This window comes from Thauera phenylacetica B4P (assembly GCF_000310225.1).
Taxonomy (GTDB): Bacteria; Pseudomonadota; Gammaproteobacteria; order Burkholderiales; family Rhodocyclaceae; genus Thauera; species Thauera phenylacetica.
The window spans coordinates 1-16,582 of the sequence record NZ_AMXF01000080.1 but is presented as its reverse complement, the minus strand read 5'-3'; the positions used below and the strand labels follow the sequence as shown (position 1 = coordinate 16,582).

The 16,582-nt window shown below is 69.2% G+C and carries 15 protein-coding genes; 8 read left to right on the top strand and 7 right to left on the bottom strand.

Annotated elements, in window-relative coordinates:
- Positions 1–318 precede the first annotated feature (318 nt).
- The 8 genes from C667_RS24365 to C667_RS11795 all read left to right on the top strand — a co-directional run bounded on the left by C667_RS24365 (position 319) and on the right by C667_RS11795 (position 8,614).
- Entirely contained in the window at positions 319–1,272 is a 954-nt protein-coding gene (locus tag C667_RS24365; RefSeq protein ID WP_004363951.1) for a sensor domain-containing diguanylate cyclase, read from the top strand.
- A 535-nt stretch (positions 1,273–1,807) separates the two neighbouring features.
- Positions 1,808–2,851, top strand: a complete 1,044-nt coding sequence (locus tag C667_RS11825; RefSeq protein WP_004363949.1) for an ArsJ-associated glyceraldehyde-3-phosphate dehydrogenase — start codon at positions 1,808–1,810, stop codon at positions 2,849–2,851.
- A 2-nt stretch (positions 2,852–2,853) separates the two neighbouring features.
- A complete protein-coding gene (gene arsJ, locus C667_RS11820; protein ID WP_004363947.1) occupies positions 2,854–4,185 on the top strand; it encodes an organoarsenical effux MFS transporter ArsJ in 1,332 nt (443 codons plus the stop codon).
- A 22-nt stretch (positions 4,186–4,207) separates the two neighbouring features.
- Positions 4,208–5,092: an arsenate reductase/protein-tyrosine-phosphatase family protein gene (locus C667_RS26905; RefSeq protein WP_004363945.1), complete on the top strand. Its 885-nt coding sequence runs from the start codon at positions 4,208–4,210 to the stop codon at positions 5,090–5,092.
- Between the two features lies 1 nt (position 5,093).
- Complete coding sequence (arsB, locus tag C667_RS11810) at positions 5,094–6,158, top strand: ACR3 family arsenite efflux transporter (protein WP_004363942.1); 1,065 nt, start codon at positions 5,094–5,096, stop codon at positions 6,156–6,158.
- Between the two features lie 34 nt (positions 6,159–6,192).
- On the top strand, positions 6,193–6,747 hold the full coding sequence (locus tag C667_RS11805) for a sigma-70 family RNA polymerase sigma factor (RefSeq protein ID WP_039921387.1): 555 nt from the start codon (positions 6,193–6,195) through the stop codon (positions 6,745–6,747).
- 155 nt (positions 6,748–6,902) lie between these two features.
- Complete coding sequence (locus C667_RS11800) at positions 6,903–8,372, top strand: permease (RefSeq protein WP_004363938.1); 1,470 nt, start codon at positions 6,903–6,905, stop codon at positions 8,370–8,372.
- A gap of 2 nt (positions 8,373–8,374) precedes the next feature.
- A complete protein-coding gene (locus C667_RS11795) occupies positions 8,375–8,614 on the top strand; it encodes a thioredoxin family protein (RefSeq protein WP_004363937.1) in 240 nt (79 codons plus the stop codon).
- Positions 8,615–8,696: 82 nt separating this feature from the next.
- Here the strand turns inward: C667_RS11795 and C667_RS25040 are convergent, their stop codons facing one another.
- The 7 genes from C667_RS25040 to C667_RS11760 form a co-directional block, all read right to left on the bottom strand.
- Positions 8,697–9,221, bottom strand: a complete 525-nt coding sequence (locus C667_RS25040) for a DUF4124 domain-containing protein (protein ID WP_157302293.1) — start codon at positions 9,219–9,221, stop codon at positions 8,697–8,699.
- A 145-nt stretch (positions 9,222–9,366) separates the two neighbouring features.
- Positions 9,367–10,428: an NAD(P)-dependent alcohol dehydrogenase gene (locus C667_RS11785; protein ID WP_004363932.1), complete on the bottom strand. Its 1,062-nt coding sequence runs from the start codon at positions 10,426–10,428 to the stop codon at positions 9,367–9,369.
- A 559-nt stretch (positions 10,429–10,987) separates the two neighbouring features.
- The gene (locus C667_RS11780) at positions 10,988–12,325 is read right to left on the bottom strand and encodes a UDP-glucose dehydrogenase family protein (RefSeq protein ID WP_004363929.1); all 1,338 of its coding nucleotides are present in this window, start codon (positions 12,323–12,325) and stop codon (positions 10,988–10,990) included.
- A gap of 1,183 nt (positions 12,326–13,508) precedes the next feature.
- On the bottom strand, positions 13,509–14,087 hold the full coding sequence (locus tag C667_RS11775; RefSeq protein ID WP_004363926.1) for a YceI family protein: 579 nt from the start codon (positions 14,085–14,087) through the stop codon (positions 13,509–13,511).
- Positions 14,088–14,211: 124 nt separating this feature from the next.
- Positions 14,212–14,772 carry a YceI family protein gene (locus C667_RS11770; RefSeq protein ID WP_004363924.1) on the bottom strand — a complete coding sequence of 187 codons (561 nt, stop codon included), beginning with the start codon at positions 14,770–14,772 and terminating at the stop codon, positions 14,212–14,214.
- 47 nt (positions 14,773–14,819) lie between these two features.
- Entirely contained in the window at positions 14,820–15,356 is a 537-nt protein-coding gene (locus tag C667_RS11765) for a cytochrome b (RefSeq protein ID WP_004363922.1), read from the bottom strand.
- A 368-nt stretch (positions 15,357–15,724) separates the two neighbouring features.
- Positions 15,725–16,582: heavy metal sensor histidine kinase (locus tag C667_RS11760; RefSeq protein WP_039921383.1), on the bottom strand; the 858-nt coding region annotated here is incomplete at its 5' end.

The following is a 16,582-nucleotide window of genomic DNA, read 5'->3' as shown; positions in this document are numbered from 1 at the left end:
GGGAGGGCGTGTGGTCGGGCATCGGCGGGGGCGAGGGGAGGGCGGGGAGGGCCGCGGGGAGGGAGCGAACGCGGAATTGTCCTGCAGGATCGGCTTTCGCTCCACCGCGTTGCGCTGAAGTCGGGGCGTGGCTGAGCGCCGCGAGGGGCTGCTCTGCAGGAGTAAACGGCAAAAAAAGTGCAAAAGCTAAAAACGGCAAAAAACATTGCAGTGTGAAATAGGTAGCCGACGGCCCGGGCACGCAGGGGGATACTTTGCCCACCCTGGCAGGCCCCATCCGGCGGCCCGCTTGCAGCCAAGCTTCGGACCCGAGTCCTCATGAACAGCACCTGCGATCCTCTGCCGGCACCGGCCCTGCGCGCCGAGGCGGACGACGCGGTGTTCGAGCGCGCCTACGTCGAAGGCCTGCTGCGGGATCGCGAATCGCTCTGGCACGCCTTGTTCGCGCAGTCGCGCGACGGTGTCGTGGTGCTCGACGAGGCCGGCAAGGTCTATGAGACCAACCAGCGCTTCGCCGACCTCCTCGGCTACACGATGGACGAGATGTATCAGCTTCACGTGTGGGACTGGGCGCATGGGCCCAGCCCCGAGGAGCTGCGCGCCATGATCCGCGAGATCGGCGACGACGGGCACCACTTCGAGACGCAGCAGGTGCGCAAGGACGGCAGCCTGGTCGACATCGAGCTCAGCAACAGCCGCACCTTCTTCCGCGGCCAGAAGCTCATCTTCTGCATCTGCCGCGACATCACCGCACGCAAGGTGGCCGAGCGTCGCATCCGTTACCTCGCCACCACCGACACCCTGACCGGCGCCACCAACCGCGGCGAGTTCTCGCGCCGTCTCGCCGAGGAGATCGCATGTGCTCGCCAGCATGGCACCCCGCTCGGGCTGGTGATGTTCGACCTCGATCATTTCAAGCGCATCAACGACAGCCATGGGCATGACGCGGGCGATGCCGTGCTGCGCGGGGTGATGGAGGTGGTGCGCCAGAGCGTCCGCGTGGGCGACGTGATCGGGCGCTGGGGCGGCGAGGAGTTCATGCTGCTGCTGCCGGGGTCGGACCTGGCCGATGCGCTGGGCGCCGCCGAGCGCCTTCGCGTGGGCATCGAGGCGCAGGACTTCGAGCCGGTCGAGCGCGTCACCGCCAGCTTCGGCGTGGTCGTGCTGGCGCCGGCCGAGGGCTTCGACGCCCTCGTCAAGCGCGCGGACGTGGCGCTCTACCGCGCCAAGAGCGCAGGCCGCAACCGGGTGGAGACGGTGAGCGGCGACTAGCCCGGCGGCATCCCGCCCGGGCGGAAGTTCTTCGCATCCTGCACCGCCCATTCGCGCCTGCCGGCGCTCCTACAGGGGCGTGGTGGTTCGTGCATTGGCGTCGCTGAGGGGGATGCGTCGGGGGCGTGGTGGTTCGTGCATGGGTGTCGCGGGGCGGGGATGCGTCGGGGGCGTGGTGGTTCGTGCATGGGTGTCGCGGGCGGGGATGCGTCGGGGGCGTGGTGGTTCGTGCATGGGTGTCGCGGGGCGGGCACGGGTCGGGGGTGTGGCGGGTCGTAGCGCGTCGAGTGCGGGAATTCTTAAGGGGCGTGGCGGTTCGTGGGGGCGTGGCGGGGCGGGAATGCTTCGCAGGCGCGGTGGTTTGTGTAGGAGCGCCGGCAGGCGCGAATGGGGCCTTCCGCTACCCACCGTCTCCAAATCCTCGCATCGCCGTCTCCAAACCTTCGCATCGCCGTCTCCAAATCTTCACATCGCCGTAACATCGCCTCGTCTACACTTCAACAATCCTAAAAATGTTGATAAATTGGAGCGCAAGATGAGAGTCGGGATCAACGGCATGGGTCGGATCGGTCGTCTGGCGCTGCGCGCCGCGATGGGCGCGGCGGAGCGACAGGCGGACGACCCGCGTGCGGACAACCGCCTGGAGGTGGTCCACCTCAACGAGATCAAGGGTGGCGCGGCCGCGACCGCGCACCTGCTCGCCTTCGACAGCGTGCAGGGGCGCTGGCGCGCGGAGATCCGCGCCGAGGGCGAGGACGCGATCCGCATCGATGGCCGGCGGCTGTCCTTCTCGGCTCATTCCAGCGCGGCCGACATCCCCTGGGGCGAGCTGGGTGTCGACGTGGTGCTCGAATGCACCGGCAAGATCCTGACCCCCGAGGCGCTGCAGGGCCACCTCGACCGCGGCGCCAGGCGGGTGATCGTCGCCGCCCCGGTGAAGACCGGCGGCGTGCTCAACATCGTGGTCGGCATCAACCACGAGGCCTACGATCCCGCGCGCGACCGCATCGTCACCGCGGCCTCGTGCACCACCAACTGCCTCGCGCCGGTGGTCAAGGTGGTGCACGAGAACCTCGGCATCCGCCACGGCCAGATCACCACCATCCACGACCCCACCAACACCAACCTGGTGGTCGATGCGCCGCACAAGGACCTGCGCCGCGCGCGCAGCTCGCTGTTGAGCCTGGCGCCCACCACCACCGGCAGCGCCACCGCGATCGCGCTGATCTACCCGGAGCTGAAGGGCAAGCTCAACGGCCACGCGGTGCGCGCGCCGGTGTTGAACGCCTCGCTTACCGACTGCGTGTTCGAGCTCCAGCGCGCGACCACGGCGGAGGAGGTGAATGCGCTCTTCAAGGCCGCGGCCGAGGGCCCGCTCGCCGGCATCCTCGGCTACGAGGAGCGCCCGCTGGTGAGCATCGACTACGCCCGCGACACGCGCAGTTCCATCGTCGACGCGCTGTCCACCATGGTCACCGACGGCACGCTGCTGAAGGTGTACGCCTGGTACGACAACGAGATGGGCTACGCCTGCCGCATGGTGGACCTGGCCTGCCACATGGAAAGCGTCGGCCTCTGAAGATGAACGAGGCGCCAGGCTCTTCCTCGCCACCGCCCGCGCAGCCCGCGGTGGCCGCCAGCGCAGGTGCGCGCCACGTCGCGCGCAACTACGCCATCGTCACCGCCGCCTACTGGGGCTTCACGCTCACCGACGGCGCGCTGCGCATGCTGGTGCTGCTGCACTTCTACCGCCTGGGCTACTCGCCGTTCACGCTCGCCTTCCTGTTCCTGCTCTACGAGGCGGCGGGCGTGCTGGCGAACCTGGTGGGCGGCTGGCTGGCGACGCATTACGGCATCGCACGCATGCTGGCGGTCGGGCTGGTCACGCAGATCGTCGGCTTCGTGCTGCTGTCGGCGCTCGACCCCGGGTGGACCGCGGCGATGGCGGTGGCCTGGGTGGTGGTGGCGCAGGGCATCTGCGGCGTGGCCAAGGACCTGACCAAGACCGCGAGCAAGTCGGCGATCAAGATCACGCAGTCCCAGGTCCAGGCCGAAGCCAGGGAGCAGGCTCGGGGTGGAAGTCAGGGCCAGCTCTTCAAATGGGTGGCGTGGTTCACCGGCAGCAAGAACGCGATGAAGGGCATCGGCTTCTTCCTCGGCGGCGTGCTGCTGGAGACGCTCGGTTTCCGCGGTGCGCTGTGGACGATGGCGGGGCTGCTGGCGCTGGTGCTGGCCGGCGTGCTGCTGTCGCTGCCGCCGATGATGGGTAAGAAGCAGGCCTCGCGCTCGGTGCGCGAGCTGTTCGCCAAGAACCCGGGCATCAACGCCCTGGCCGCCGCGCGCGTGGTGCTGTTCGGCGCGCGCGACGTGTGGTTCGTGGTCGGGGTGCCGGTGTTCCTTTATTCGGCGGGGTGGACCTTCACCATGGTCGGCACCTTCCTCGCCGTGTGGACCATCGGCTACGGCCTGGTGCAGGCGCTGGCGCCGCAGATCGTGAAACGCAGCGCCGACGGGCTGAGCAACGAGGTGCCGGCCGCGCGCCTGTGGTCGGCCGTGCTGGCGGTGATCCCCGCCGCGCTGGCGGTGGCGGTGTGGCTGCAGGTGCCGAATCTGGAGTGGGTGGTGGTCGGGGGGCTGGGGCTGTTCGGCTTCGCCTTCGCGGTGAACTCCTCGGTGCATTCCTACCTGGTGCTGGCCTACGCGGGCTCGGAGAAGGCGGCCGAGGACGTCGGCTTCTACTACGCTGCCAACGCGCTCGGGCGCTTCATCGGCACGCTGCTGTCGGGCCTGCTGTACCAGTGGGGCGGGCTCTTGTATGCGCTGATCGGTTCGGCCGTGATGCTGCTGGTCTGCTGGCTGGTGACGCTGGCGCTGCCGCTCGCGCGTGAAGATTCCGCCCGGGCCGCCCCCTGAGGGCCTTGCTGGAGAAAGATCGATGGACAAGAAAGCCGCGGTTTCCGCCTTCGAGGCGCTGTCCTCGGGCATCCGCCTCGACGTCTTCCGCCTGCTCGTGCGCGCGGGGCCGCAGGGCATGGTGGCGGGCGAACTCGCCAGCGCGCTCGACCTGCCGCCCACCAACATGTCCTTCCACCTCAAGGCGCTGGCGCAGGCCGGGCTGGTCGCGGCCGAGCAGGAGGGTCGCTTCCAGCGCTACCGCGCCGACATGGGGCTGATGCGCGGGCTGATCGCCTACCTCACCGACGAGTGCTGCGGCGGCGTGCCTGCGCTGTGCGGCGTCGATGGTGGCGCCGCCACGACCGGATTTTCCCCGCCCGAACCGGGCACAAAACGACAAACGGAGTCTTCCATGTCCGACAAGTGCTACAACGTGCTCTTCCTGTGCGCGGCCAACTCGGCGCGCAGCATCATCGCCGAGGTCATCCTCAACCAGATCGGCCAGGGCCGCTTCAAGGCCTACAGCGCCGGCAGCGCGCCGCGCGGCGAGGTGCACCCGATGACGCTGCAGGTGCTGCGGGCCCAGGGCTACGACACCGGCGCGCTGCGCAGCAAGAGCTGGGAGGAGTTCGCCGGCCCCGACGCGCCGCAGCTGGACTTCGTGTTCACCGTGTGCGACACGATCGCCGGCGAGACCTGCCCGGTGTGGCCCGGCCAGCCGCTGACCGCGCACTGGGGCGTGGCCGACCCGGTCAAGGTCGAGGGCAGCGAGCCGCGCCGGCTCGACGCCTTCAGCCGGACGCAGAACCAGCTCCTCAACCGCCTGCGCCTCTTCACCAGCCTGCCGCTGGCCAAGCTCGACCGCCTCGCGATCCAGCATGAGATCGACCGCATCGGGCAGACGTCGGCCGCCGCGGAGGGCTGAGATGGGGCTTTTCGAGCGCTACCTGACCGTCTGGGTGGGGCTGGGCATCCTCGCCGGCGTCGGCCTCGGGCTGCTTTCGCCAGGGGCCTTCCAGGCCATCGCCGGGCTCGAGTTCGCGCAGGTGAACCTGGTGGTGGCCGTGTTCATCTGGGTGATGATCTACCCGATGATGATCCAGATCGACTGGCACGCGGTGAAGGATGTCGGGCGCAAACCGCAGGGGTTGATCCTGACCCTGGTGGTCAACTGGCTCATCAAGCCGTTCACGATGGCGGCGCTCGGGGTGCTGTTCTTCCAGCATCTCTTCGCGCCCTGGGTCGATCCGCAGTCCGCCAGCGAATACATCGCCGGCATGATCCTGCTCGGCGTGGCGCCGTGCACCGCGATGGTCTTCGTGTGGAGCCAGCTGGTGAAGGGCGACCCCAACTACACCCTGGTGCAGGTGTCGGTGAATGACCTGATCATGGTGTTCGCGTTCGCGCCGATCGCGGCCTTCCTGCTGGGCGTCACCGACCTCACGGTGCCGTGGGAGACCTTGCTGCTGTCGACGGTGCTCTACGTGGTGCTGCCCTTGCTGGCCGGGATGGCGACGCGGCATGTGCTGGAGCGGCGCTCGGCGCAGGCGGTGGCCGAGTTCGTCGGTCGCCTCAAGCCCTGGTCCATCGTCGGCCTGATCGCCACCGTGGTGGTGCTGTTCGGTTTCCAGGCGCGTACCATCGTGGAACAGCCGCTGGTGATCGGCCTGATCGCGGTGCCACTGCTGGTGCAGAGCTACGGCATCTTCCTCGTCGCGTATTTCGCCGCGAAGGCGATGAAGCTGCCGCACGACGTCGCCGGCCCGGCCTGCCTGATCGGCACCTCGAACTTCTTCGAGCTCGCGGTGGCGGTGGCGATCTCGCTGTTCGGGCTGAACTCCGGCGCGGCCTTGGCCACCGTGGTCGGCGTGCTGGTGGAAGTGCCGGTGATGCTGTCGCTGGTGGCGATCGTCAATCGCACGCGGCACTGGTTTCCACGCGCGGCCGACCGCCCGGCGGCCCCCGACCGTCCGCTTGGCGGCCGTGGCTGAGCCCGGCGTGGAGCCGACGCGCGGGAGCGCCGGCGTGACCGTCCCCTGCCTGCTCGAAGCCTGGTCGGCGCATGAAGCCGAGCTGCTGCGCTACCTGCGCCATCACCTCCGCCAGCCGGGCGAGGCCGAAGACCTGCTGCACGACCTCTTCCTCAAGGCCCTGCGCCAGCGCGAGCGCTTCTGCGCCGTCGGCAATCCACGCGCCTGGCTCTTCGCGGTGGCGCGCAACCTGGTGATCGACCACGCGCGGCGCATGCACGCGAGCGTGCCCTTGTCCGATGATCCGGGCGCGGTGGCGCTCGCCTGCGCGAGCGAGGAGGGTCCGGCGCCGGTCGACCTGCTCTCGGCCTGCCTGCCACGCGTCTTGAGCGAGCTTGCCGCGGAAGACCGCGAGGCGATCGAACGCTGCGACATCGGCGGGATGACGCAGCAGGCCTTCGCCGAGTTTGCGGGCTTGTCGCTGCCGGGCGCCAAGTCGCGTGTGCAGCGCGCGCGGCAGCGGCTGCGGGCGCAACTGGTACGTGCCTGCCAGGTGCAACTCGACGAGCACGGGAAGGTGTGTTGCTTCGTGCCGCGCCCACCGCTCTAGCGCGCGCCCGCATCCCGCTCCTGCATCCTTTTTGCCACTCGTGCGTCTTCATGGGTGGAGCCGCTTGCCGGCGACCGCGCAGGCGACTAGGTTTCGTCTGTGGGCCGAGTCGATCGCATGGCGGGATGCAAGTCTCTCGCGCTGGAGTTCATGTCATGGATGCGCTGTCTTCCTGGGTTCTTCCCGTCTTCTATGGCGGCTTGGGCAATCTGGCCGCCTATCTCGCGGCCCACGTGCTGCTGTGCCTGCTGCCGGCCTTCTTCATCGCCGGCGCCATGTCGGCGCTGATCCCCAAGGAGACCATCACCCGCTTCCTCGGCCGTAACTCCAGCAAGACCGTGTCCTATCCGGCCGCGGCCGCCGCGGGTTCGCTGCTGGCGGTGTGCTCCTGCACCATCGTTCCGCTCTTCGCCGGCATCTACAAGAAGGGCGCGGGCCTCGGCCCGGCGATCACCTTCCTGTTCTTCGCCCCGGCGGCCAACATCCTGGCGCTGGTGTACACCGGCGGCATCATCGGCCCCGATCTGGCGATCGCGCGCTTCGTGCTGTCGCTCACCTTCGGCATCGGCATCGGCCTGATCATGGCGCTGCTGTTCCGCGCCGACGATGCCGCCCACGACCTCGCCACCGACAGCGCCTTCGGCGCGCAGGGCGCGGGAATGGGGCGGATGGCGCTGGTGTTCCTGTTCGTGTGGGTGGCGCTGCTGCTGGCGGGTACGCTGAAGCTCGACGTGCTGACCGGGACCTACCTCAACTTCCAGCTGCCGCTCGGTGACGCGCAGGGCTGGCAGGCCGCGCTCGACCGCCTGGTGCCCTACGACGCCGCCAAGGGCGAGGAGGGCGTGTCGGTGCAGGGCGTGGTGCTGATCGCGCTGCTGACCTCGATCGGCTATGCCGCCTGGCGCGGCTTCGAGAACATCAGCGAGGGTGCCAACGCGTGGACCTGGGTCAGCCTGGCGCTGATCGCGGCGACGCTGCTGGTGGCGGCGCTCGCGGTGCAGCCGGAGGACGGCGCGCTGCGCATCGGCCTCACCGGCAAGTTCTTCGCCGTCGCCGCCGCGCTGGCGGTGCTGGGCCACATCGTGCGCCACCGCCTGAGCGAGGACGAGCTGCGCGACTGGCTGTGGGAGTCGTGGCGCTTCGTGAAGCAGATCTTCCCGCTGCTGGTCGTGGGCGTGTTCGTGGTCGGCATGATCCGCGTGCTGATCCGCCCGGAGTGGATCGAGATGCTGGCCGGCACCAACTCGCTCACCGGCAACCTGGCGGGCGTGGTGTTCGGCGTGTTCATGTACTTCCCGACCCTGGTCGAGGTGCCGATCGCGAAGATGTTCCTCGAGCTGGGCATGCACCGCGGCCCGCTGCTCGCCTACCTGATGTCCGACCCCGAGCTGTCGCTGCAGAGCATCCTGATCATCTCGGCCATCATCGGCCGCAAGAAGACCTTCACCTACGTCGGCCTGGTGGCGCTCTTCAGCACCGCCGCCGGCCTCATCTACGGCGCCTGGATCGACGGCGCCGCGCTGTTCTCGCTCGCGCTCTACCTCGCGGGCTTCATCGCGGTGCTGGCCGTGCTGCTGTCGATCGCCAGCCGGCGCGCGACCGCGTCCTCACTCAAGGGAGTCTGATCATGCTCAACATCAAGGTCCTCGGTCCCGGCTGCGCCAACTGCCGCAAGCTCGAAGAGATCGTGCACGAGGCGGTCGCCGCCACCGGCGTGCAGGCCGAAGTGGTCAAGGTCACCGACATGGGCGAGATCGTCGCCTACGACGTGCTGAAGACGCCCGGCCTGGTGATCAACGAGAAGCTGGTGTCGTCGGGAAGAATTCCCACCGCGGCGACGATCGCGGAGTGGATCCGGGCGGCTTGAGGTTCCAGGATTCGAACATGACGGCCACGATGTCCGGTAAGTGAAAGCCTGGCCCGACCTCGAACTGCAGGCGTGATTGGGCTCAGCGGCGCAAGCCGGCCAAGTCCCGGTCCAGTCGATCGATTTCGTCCTGAAGGGTGCGAATCCGGACGTCGTAGCGCGCGACGACTGCGCTCATTTCCTCGCTGATACTCTTTTCCCAGGTCGCGCCAGCCAAGTTATTGTTTGCGTGTGCCTTCTTCTCCCGGAGCGTCGCTACCTCCCGCTCCATCGCGGCCTGCTCGTCAACGATATTGCTGCGTCGTCGCTGGATCTCGTACTCGAGCTCGCGAACGCGGCGTTCCCTCTCCATGCGATCGAGGAGCGCGCGGGGGTTAGTCGATGAGTTGATTGGAACTCCGGTAGGGGCGTCTGTGATACCGCCTTGTTCAGCGGATGGAGCCCGTCCTGCTGCCGGGCGAACGTCGATCTTGGTGGCATCGGCCGAGCAGGGCCGGTCGGAAAAGACCGTCTTGCCATCAATGCGGCATTTGTAGACCTCAGCGCTAGCGGTCGTCGATAGCAAGGCTAGCGCTACGATGGCCACGGCGGTAGCGGGATACGACATGCGAATGTGCTCCGGGCGAGTAGGCGGCATTGTAGCCCGGCGGCTCGTGGTCGCTGCTTTTCGGGGCGGAAACCCAGGGTGCAGGCCGCACTCGATACGCTTGGTCGCATCGAGCACGGCGTCTTCAACGGATGATCGCGACCGTTCAGGCGGATCGCTCCCCCGCAAGGCTCGCGCTGTCGATCACGAAGCGGTACTTCACGTCGCCCTTCAGCATGCGCTCGTAGGCCTCTTCGATCTGTTCGGCGCGGATCATCTCGATGTCTGCGACGATGCCGTGCTCGGCGCAGAAGTCGAGCATCTCCTGGGTCTCGGGGATGCCGCCGATCATCGAGCCGGCGAGCTTGCGCCGCTTCATGATGAGGTGGAAGACCTGCGGCGCGGGGTGGGGCGAGGCGGGGGCGCCGACCAGGCTCATCGTGCCGTCGCGCTTGAGCAGGGCGAGGAAGGCGTCGAGGTCGTGCGGGGCGGCGACGGTGTTGAGGATGAAGTCCAGCGACTTGCGCCGCGCCTTCATCGCGTCCTCGTCGCGCGACACCACGACCTCGTCGGCGCCGAGGGCGAGCGCGGCCGCACGCTTGGACTCGGAGGTGGTGAAGGCGACCACGTGCGCGCCCAGCGCGTGCGCGAGCTTGACGCCCATGTGGCCCAGCCCGCCGATCCCCACGATGCCCACCTTGTGGCCCGGGCCGACCTTCCAGTGGCGCAGCGGCGACCAGGTGGTGATGCCGGCGCACAGCAGCGGCGCGACCGCGGCGAGCTGGTCCTCGGGGTGGCGGACGCGCAGCACGTAGCGCTCGTGCACCACGATGCGCTGCGAGTAGCCGCCCAGGGTGTGGCCGGGGGCGTCGGCGATCGGGCTGTTGTAGGTGCCGACCATGCCGTCGCAGTAGTTCTCCAGGCCGGCGTCGCAGTCCTCGCAGTGCTGGCAGCTGTCGACGATGCAGCCGACACCGACGAGCTCGCCCGCCGTGAAGCCGTTCACGTGCGCGCCCACCGCCGACACGCGGCCGACGATCTCGTGGCCGGGCACGCAGGGGTACAGCGTGCCCGGCCACTCCGAGCGCACCTGGTGGAGGTCGGAGTGGCACACGCCGCAGAAGGCGATCTCGATCTGCACGTCGTGCGGGCCCGGCGCGCGCCGGGTGATCTCCATGGCTTCGAGGGGCTGGTCGCCGGCGTGGGCGCCGTAGGCTTTGACGGTCATCGGGGGGGGCTCGGGTTGGATGGAGGGATGATAACCAGAGAAGCCGTCCTGGCGCTCGCGTTTGTCCCCAGCCGGTGGGGAAAGGCATGTGGGCGAGCCTGTGGACAACCGCGCGCAGACCGCGGGAAACAAGGGTTTTGGGCGTCTGCCTCATTCTGAGGCAGACGAGCCCTGTGGCGTCCCCAATCGCCGAATTCGCGGCTGCCGCCGCTCCTACAGGGGGCTGCGGTTCGTGTGGGGCGTCGAGGGGCGGGAAGGCCGGGGCGTGTCGGTTCGTGCCGGGCGTCGAGGGGCGGGAACGCGTCGGGTGTGCGCCGGTTGATGTACGAGCGCCGGCAGGCGCGAAAGCGGCGGTCGGGATTGCAGTGCGCGCCGGTCGCCGGATCGCCGAATTCGCGGCTGCCGCCGCTCCTACAGGGGCGTGTCGGTTCGTGGGGGGCGTCGAGGGGCGGGAAGGCCAGGGCGTGTCGGTTCGTGTGGGGCGTCGAGGGGCGGGAAACGCGTCGGGTGCGCGCTGGTTCATGTAGGAGCGCCGGCAGGCGCGAAAGCGGTGTCTCGGCTACGCCACCGCAGGCCGGCCGACGCTGTAGTAGTGCCAGCCGGCTGCACGCAGGCGCTCCGGGTTGTAGAGGTTGCGCCCATCGGCGATCACTCTGGTCTGGAGCAGCGCCGCCATCTCGTCGAAATCCGGCGCGCGGAACTGCTGCCACTCGGTGCAGATCGCCAGCGCGTCCGCGCCCTCGAGCACGCTGTACTTGTTGCTCGCCAGCGCCAGGTCGGCGCGTGGGCCGTACAGCCGCCGCATTTCGTCCATCGCCACCGGGTCGTAGGCCTGCACATGCGCGCCGTGCTGCCACAGTGCCTCGATCAGGCTGCGGCTGGGGGCCTCGCGCAGGTCGTCGGTGTTGGGCTTGAAGGCGAGGCCCCAGACCGCCACCGTGCGCCCGGCGAGTCCCTCGGGGCCGCCGAAGTGCCCGGCGAGCTTGGCGAACAAGGTGTTCTTCTGGCGCTGGTTCACCGTCTCCACCGCCCGCAGCAGCGGCGCGTCGTAGCCCACCTGGTCGGCGATGCGGCCGAGCGCCTGGACGTCCTTCGGGAAGCACGAGCCGCCGTAGCCGCAGCCCGGGTAGATGAAGTGGTAGCCGATGCGCGGGTCGGCGCCGATGCCCTTGCGCACTTCCTCGATGTCGGCGTCGAGGCGCTCGGCGAGGTTGGCGAGCTCGTTCATGAAGCTGATGCGGGTGGCGAGCATGGCGTTGGCGGCGTACTTGGTGAGCTCGGCGCTGCGCACGTCGGTGAACAGGGTGCGCTCGTGGTTGCGGTTGAAGGGCTCGTAGATCTCGCGCATGCGCTCCTGCGCACGTGCCGAGCGGGTGCCGACGAGGATGCGGTCGGGCTTGAGAAAGTCGGCGACCGCCGCGCCTTCCTTGAGGAATTCGGGGTTGGAGACGACGTCGAAGGCGATCGCCTCACCACGCGCGGCGAGCACCTGCGCGATGCGCTCGGCCACCTTTTCGGCGGTGCCGGCCGGCACGGTGGATTTGTTCACGATGACCCGGTAGGCCGGCATGTGGCGGGCGATCTCCTCGGCGACCGCGAGCACGTGCTGCAGGTCGGCCGAGCCGTCCTCGTCGGGCGGGGTGCCGACGGCGATGAACTGCACGTCGGCGTGGCGCACCGCCTCCGCCGTGTCGGTGGTGAAGCGCAGCCGGCCTTCGGCGAGGTTGCGCTCGACGATCGGCTGCAGGCCGGGCTCCCAGATGGGGATGGTGCCGGCGCGGAGCTGGTCGATCTTGGCCTGGTCGACGTCCATGCACAGCACGTCGTGGCCGACCTCGGCCAGGCACGCGCCGCTGACCAGGCCGACATAGCCGGTACCGAAAATGGCGAGCTTCATGAAGTGAATCCCTGTGTGCGCGAATGCGCCAGACGCTAGGGAGTCCGGGTGAAGCGGTCGTGAAGCTTGCGTGAAGGGGAGGTTGCAAAGTGCGCCGGTTCATGTAGGAGCGCCGGCAGGCGCGAAGGCGGTGGTGGGGATTGCGGAATGCGTCGGTCGCCGGATGGCCGAATTCGCGGCTGCCGCCGCTCCTACAGGGGCGCGTTGGTTCGTGTCGGGCGTCGAGGGGTGGGAAGGCCAGGGCGTGTCGGTTCGTCTCGGGCGTCGTGGGGCGGGAACGCGTCGGGTGCGCGCCGGTTCATGTAGGAGCGCCGGCAGGCGCGAAGGCGGTGGTGGGGATTGCGGAATGCGTCGGTCGCCGGATGACCGAATTCGCGGCTGCCGCCGCTCCTACAGGGGCGTGTCGGTTCGTGTCGGGCGTCGAGGGGTGGGAAGGCCAGGGCGTGGCGGTTCGTGTCGGGCGTTGAGCGGCGGGAAGGCCGGGGCGTGGCGGTTCGTGTGGTCCGTCGAGGGGTGGGAAGGCCGGGGCGTGTCGGTTCGTGTCGGGCGTCGAGGGGCGGGGAACGCGTCGGGTGCGCGCCGGTTCATGTAGGAGCGCCGGCAGGCGCGAAGGCGGCGGTGGGGATTGCGGAGCGCGTTGGTCGCTGGATGGCCGAATTCGCGGCTGCCGCCGCTCCTACAGGGGCGTGGCGGTTCGTGTCGGGCGTTGAGCGGCGGGGAGGCCGGGGCGTGGCGGTTCGTGTGGTCCGTCGAGGGGTGGGGAGGCCGGGGCGTGGCGGTTCGTGTGGTCCGTCGAGGGGTGGGAAGGCCGGGGCGTGTCGGTTCGTGTCGGGCGTCGAGGGGCGGGAACGCCGGGGCGTGGCGGTTCGTGTCGGGCGTTGAGCGGCGGGAAGGCCGGGGCGTGGTGGTTCGTGTCGGGCGTCGAGGGGTGGGAAGGCCAGGGCGTGGCGGTTCGTGTCGGGCGTTGAGCGGCGGGAAGGCCGGGGCGTGGCGGTTTGTGTCGGGCGTCGAGCGGCGGGAAGGCCGGGGCGTGTCGGTTCGTGTCGGGCGTCGAGGGGCGCGGAACGCGTCGGGTGCGCGCCGGTTCATGTAGGAGCGCCGGCAGGCGCGAAGGCGGCGGTCGGGAAGGAACGCGCTTCGGTTCCCGACCGCACGAATTCGCGCCTGCTGCCGCGCCTGCGGATCAGTTCTGGATGGCTTCGAGCGAGACGGTGATGGTCACCTCGTCGCCGACGTTGGGGGCGTATTTGCCCGCGTTGAACTCGCTGCGCTTGATCACCGTGCTGGCGTTGGCGCCGATCGCGTCCTTCTTGAGCATCGGGTGCGGCATGGTGGCGAAGTGGTTCACCTTCAGCGTCACCGGCTTGGTTACGCCCTTGATGGTCAGCTCGCCCTCGATGGTCGCGGGCTTGTCGCCGTCGAAGCTCACCTTGGTCGACTTGAAGGTGGCGGTCGGGTACTTGGCGGTGTCGAGGAAGTCCTCGCCCTGGATGTGGTCGTCGAAGGTCTCGTAGCCGGTGTTCACCGAGCTCATGTCGATGGTGATGTCGACCGCGCCGGTCTTCGCTTCCTTGTCGAGCGTGACGGTGCCGGTGGTCTTGTCGAACTTCGACATCTGGATCGACATGCCGAAGTGGCTGTACGAGAAGCTCGGGAAGGTGTGGGTGCTATCGACCACGTAGGTCTGGGGCGCAGCCAGCGCGGGCGCGGCGGCAGCGGCGGAGACGAGGATGGCGGCGGTCAGGCGGGCGATACGGTTCATGTGAAGGTCCTATGTGAAGTGCAGGTGGGTTGGAACGTAAGACTGTGGAAAATCGGCGGGAACGGAGGCGGCCGACGCAATCTGCGGCGCAGGCTTGCCGCTCGGCTCGAGCGGCCGCCCCGGTTCAGCGCGCCGCGGCGGTGATGCGGAAGCGGATCACGACGTCGTTGGCGACCACGTCGAAGGCCTTCCAGGCGCCTTCGCCGATCGAGAAGTCGCCGCGCCGGATGGTCAGGGCGCCCTCGAAGACGCCGCTGTCGCCCTGCGCGGTGAAGGTGGCGGGGACCACGACGTCCTTCGTCGTGCCCTTGATCGTGAGCTTGCCGGCGACCTCGTACTTGTCGCCGCCGAGCGTCTTCACCACGCTCGACTCGAAGCGTGCGACCGGGAAGCCCTTGGTGTCGAACCAGGTCTTGCGGGCAACCTCCTCGTCGCCTTCCTCGCTGCCGGTATCGACGCTGGCGAGATCGACCTCGATGCGGGCCGAGGCGGACTGCGGCGCGGCGGGGTCGAAGCGCAGCTCGCTGGCGAACTTGCCGAAGGTGCCCTGCATCGCCACGCCCATCTGCTGGTAGTCGAAGGCGATGCGGCTCTTGTCGGGCTGGACCTGGCCGTACTCCACCGCGTGGGCGGCGGTGGCGGCGAAGGCGAAGGAGGCGATGAGGGTGAGGGCGGTGCGTTTCATGGGGGGGCATCCTGTCGTCGGTGGGAGGGCGGCGGTTCGCGGCGCGTTCAGTCTTTCCGGCGCGGCAGCATGCGGGTCAGCACGTCGTCGCGGTCGATGAAGTGATGCTTGAGCGCGGCGCCGACGTGACCGAGCAGCACGGCGATCAGCGTGTAGTTCAGCACGACATGCACCGTCTCGAGCAGGTTGCCGAGCGCCTTGTCCTTGGCGAGCAGGTCGGGCAGCGGCAGCACGCCGAACCACACCGTCTGGAAGCCCTTGGCCGAGCTCATCAGCCAGCCGCTGAGCGGGATCGCGAGCATCAGCACGTAGAGCAGGTGATGGCCCGCATGCGCGGCCAGGCGCTCGATGGCCGGCATGTGCGCGGGCAGCGCCGGGGGCTTGTGGCCGATTCGCCAGGCCAGGCGCACCAGCACCAGCGCGAACACCGTCACGCCCGCCCACTTGTGCCAGGAGTACAGCTCCAGCTTGGTGGGCGACAGGTCCAGCCCGGTCATGTAGAAGCCGAAGCCGAGCATGCCGAAGATCATCAGCGCGATGAGCCAGTGCAGCAGCTTGGCGGTGGCGGTGTAGTGCGTGTTCATGTGGGTCCGTCCTTCGGCCTTCGATCGGGGACGTCGGCCAGGGGTTCGCGTTGATTGCACTTTAGACGCATTCACACGGCTTAAACAGCCAAGGATGGGCAAAGGTTTGTTGCTGTATTTGCAACAATCTGCTCGGGATTTGCGAGATTCAGCGTCGCGAGTTGCGCGATTCGCGCCTTCCGTCGGTGCGAGTGAGCGGATTCGAGCGGGCTGGAGTGGCGCGGGCAGGCGGCGTTGTCGCCCGGTGTGCAACAGTGCCTTTTTGGCACCGGTTCCGGTCGACGCGCGCGGGCCGGGACGCGCCAGTCGCCCGGCTCCGCAGCCACGGCGCCCGCTCGATCGACGCGCGCGTGTCCGGACGCGCCGGCTCAGCCCGCGGGCAGCGTGATCGTGAAGGTGGTGAGCCCGTCCTGCGAGCGCGCGGTGATGTCCCCGCCGTGGGCGCGCACGATGCTGCGGGTGATCGCCAGTCCGAGGCCGGCGCCCTCGCCGTGGCGGTCGCGGCGCGGGCTGGCGCGGTGGAAGCGCTCGAAGATGCGCTCGAGCTGGTCGGGCGCGATCGGCTCGCCCTCGTTGCTCACCGCGAGCCGTACGCAGTCCGGCGCGGACTCGATGCGCAGTGCGATGCGCCCGCCGTCGGGCGTGTGGCGCAGGGCGTTGGAGAGCAGGTTGGAAACCGCCCGCCGCAGCATCAGGCGGTCGCCGCGCACGGTCGCCTCGCCCGCGCGCTCGATGCGGATGCCGCGCTCCTCGGCCAGCGCCTCGTAGAAGTCGCGCAGCGCGTCCGCCTCGCGGGCGAGCTCGACCGCCTCGGTGGCGTGGGCGAGCGCGTGCTCCTCGGCCTTGGCGAGGAAGAGCATGTCGCCGACCATGCGCGCGATGCGCTCGTACTCCTCCAGGTTGGAGGCGAGGATGTCCTGGTACTCGGCGCTCGTGCGCGGCCGCGACAGCGCCACCTGGGTCTGCGTCATCAGGTTGGAGATCGGCGTGCGCAGCTCGTGGGCGATGTCCGCCGAATAGTCCGACAGGCGCTGGAAGGCGGCCTCGAGGCGGGCGAGCAGGCCGTTGAGCGCCTCGACGTGGTCGCGCACCTCCGCGGGCGCGTCGCGCGGGTCCAGGCGCTCGCCGAGGCGCTCGGCGGAGAGCTCGCGCGTGGTCGCGGTGACCCGGCGCAGCGGCGCCAGCCCGCGGTGCGCGGCGAACCAGCCGAACACCGCCGCGACCAG

Coding starts and splice junctions, on each gene's coding strand:
- C667_RS24365 (WP_004363951.1), top strand. CDS start 319: ATGAACAGCACCTGCGATCCTCTGCCGGCACCGGCCCTGCGCGCCGAG.
- C667_RS11825 (WP_004363949.1), top strand. CDS start 1,808: ATGAGAGTCGGGATCAACGGCATGGGTCGGATCGGTCGTCTGGCGCTG.
- arsJ (WP_004363947.1), top strand. CDS start 2,854: ATGAACGAGGCGCCAGGCTCTTCCTCGCCACCGCCCGCGCAGCCCGCG.
- C667_RS26905 (WP_004363945.1), top strand. CDS start 4,208: ATGGACAAGAAAGCCGCGGTTTCCGCCTTCGAGGCGCTGTCCTCGGGC.
- arsB (WP_004363942.1), top strand. CDS start 5,094: ATGGGGCTTTTCGAGCGCTACCTGACCGTCTGGGTGGGGCTGGGCATC.
- C667_RS11800 (WP_004363938.1), top strand. CDS start 6,903: ATGGATGCGCTGTCTTCCTGGGTTCTTCCCGTCTTCTATGGCGGCTTG.
- C667_RS11795 (WP_004363937.1), top strand. CDS start 8,375: ATGCTCAACATCAAGGTCCTCGGTCCCGGCTGCGCCAACTGCCGCAAG.
- C667_RS25040 (WP_157302293.1), bottom strand. CDS start 9,221: ATGTCGTATCCCGCTACCGCCGTGGCCATCGTAGCGCTAGCCTTGCTA.
- C667_RS11785 (WP_004363932.1), bottom strand. CDS start 10,428: ATGACCGTCAAAGCCTACGGCGCCCACGCCGGCGACCAGCCCCTCGAA.
- C667_RS11780 (WP_004363929.1), bottom strand. CDS start 12,325: ATGAAGCTCGCCATTTTCGGTACCGGCTATGTCGGCCTGGTCAGCGGC.
- C667_RS11775 (WP_004363926.1), bottom strand. CDS start 14,087: ATGAACCGTATCGCCCGCCTGACCGCCGCCATCCTCGTCTCCGCCGCT.
- C667_RS11770 (WP_004363924.1), bottom strand. CDS start 14,772: ATGAAACGCACCGCCCTCACCCTCATCGCCTCCTTCGCCTTCGCCGCC.
- C667_RS11765 (WP_004363922.1), bottom strand. CDS start 15,356: ATGAACACGCACTACACCGCCACCGCCAAGCTGCTGCACTGGCTCATC.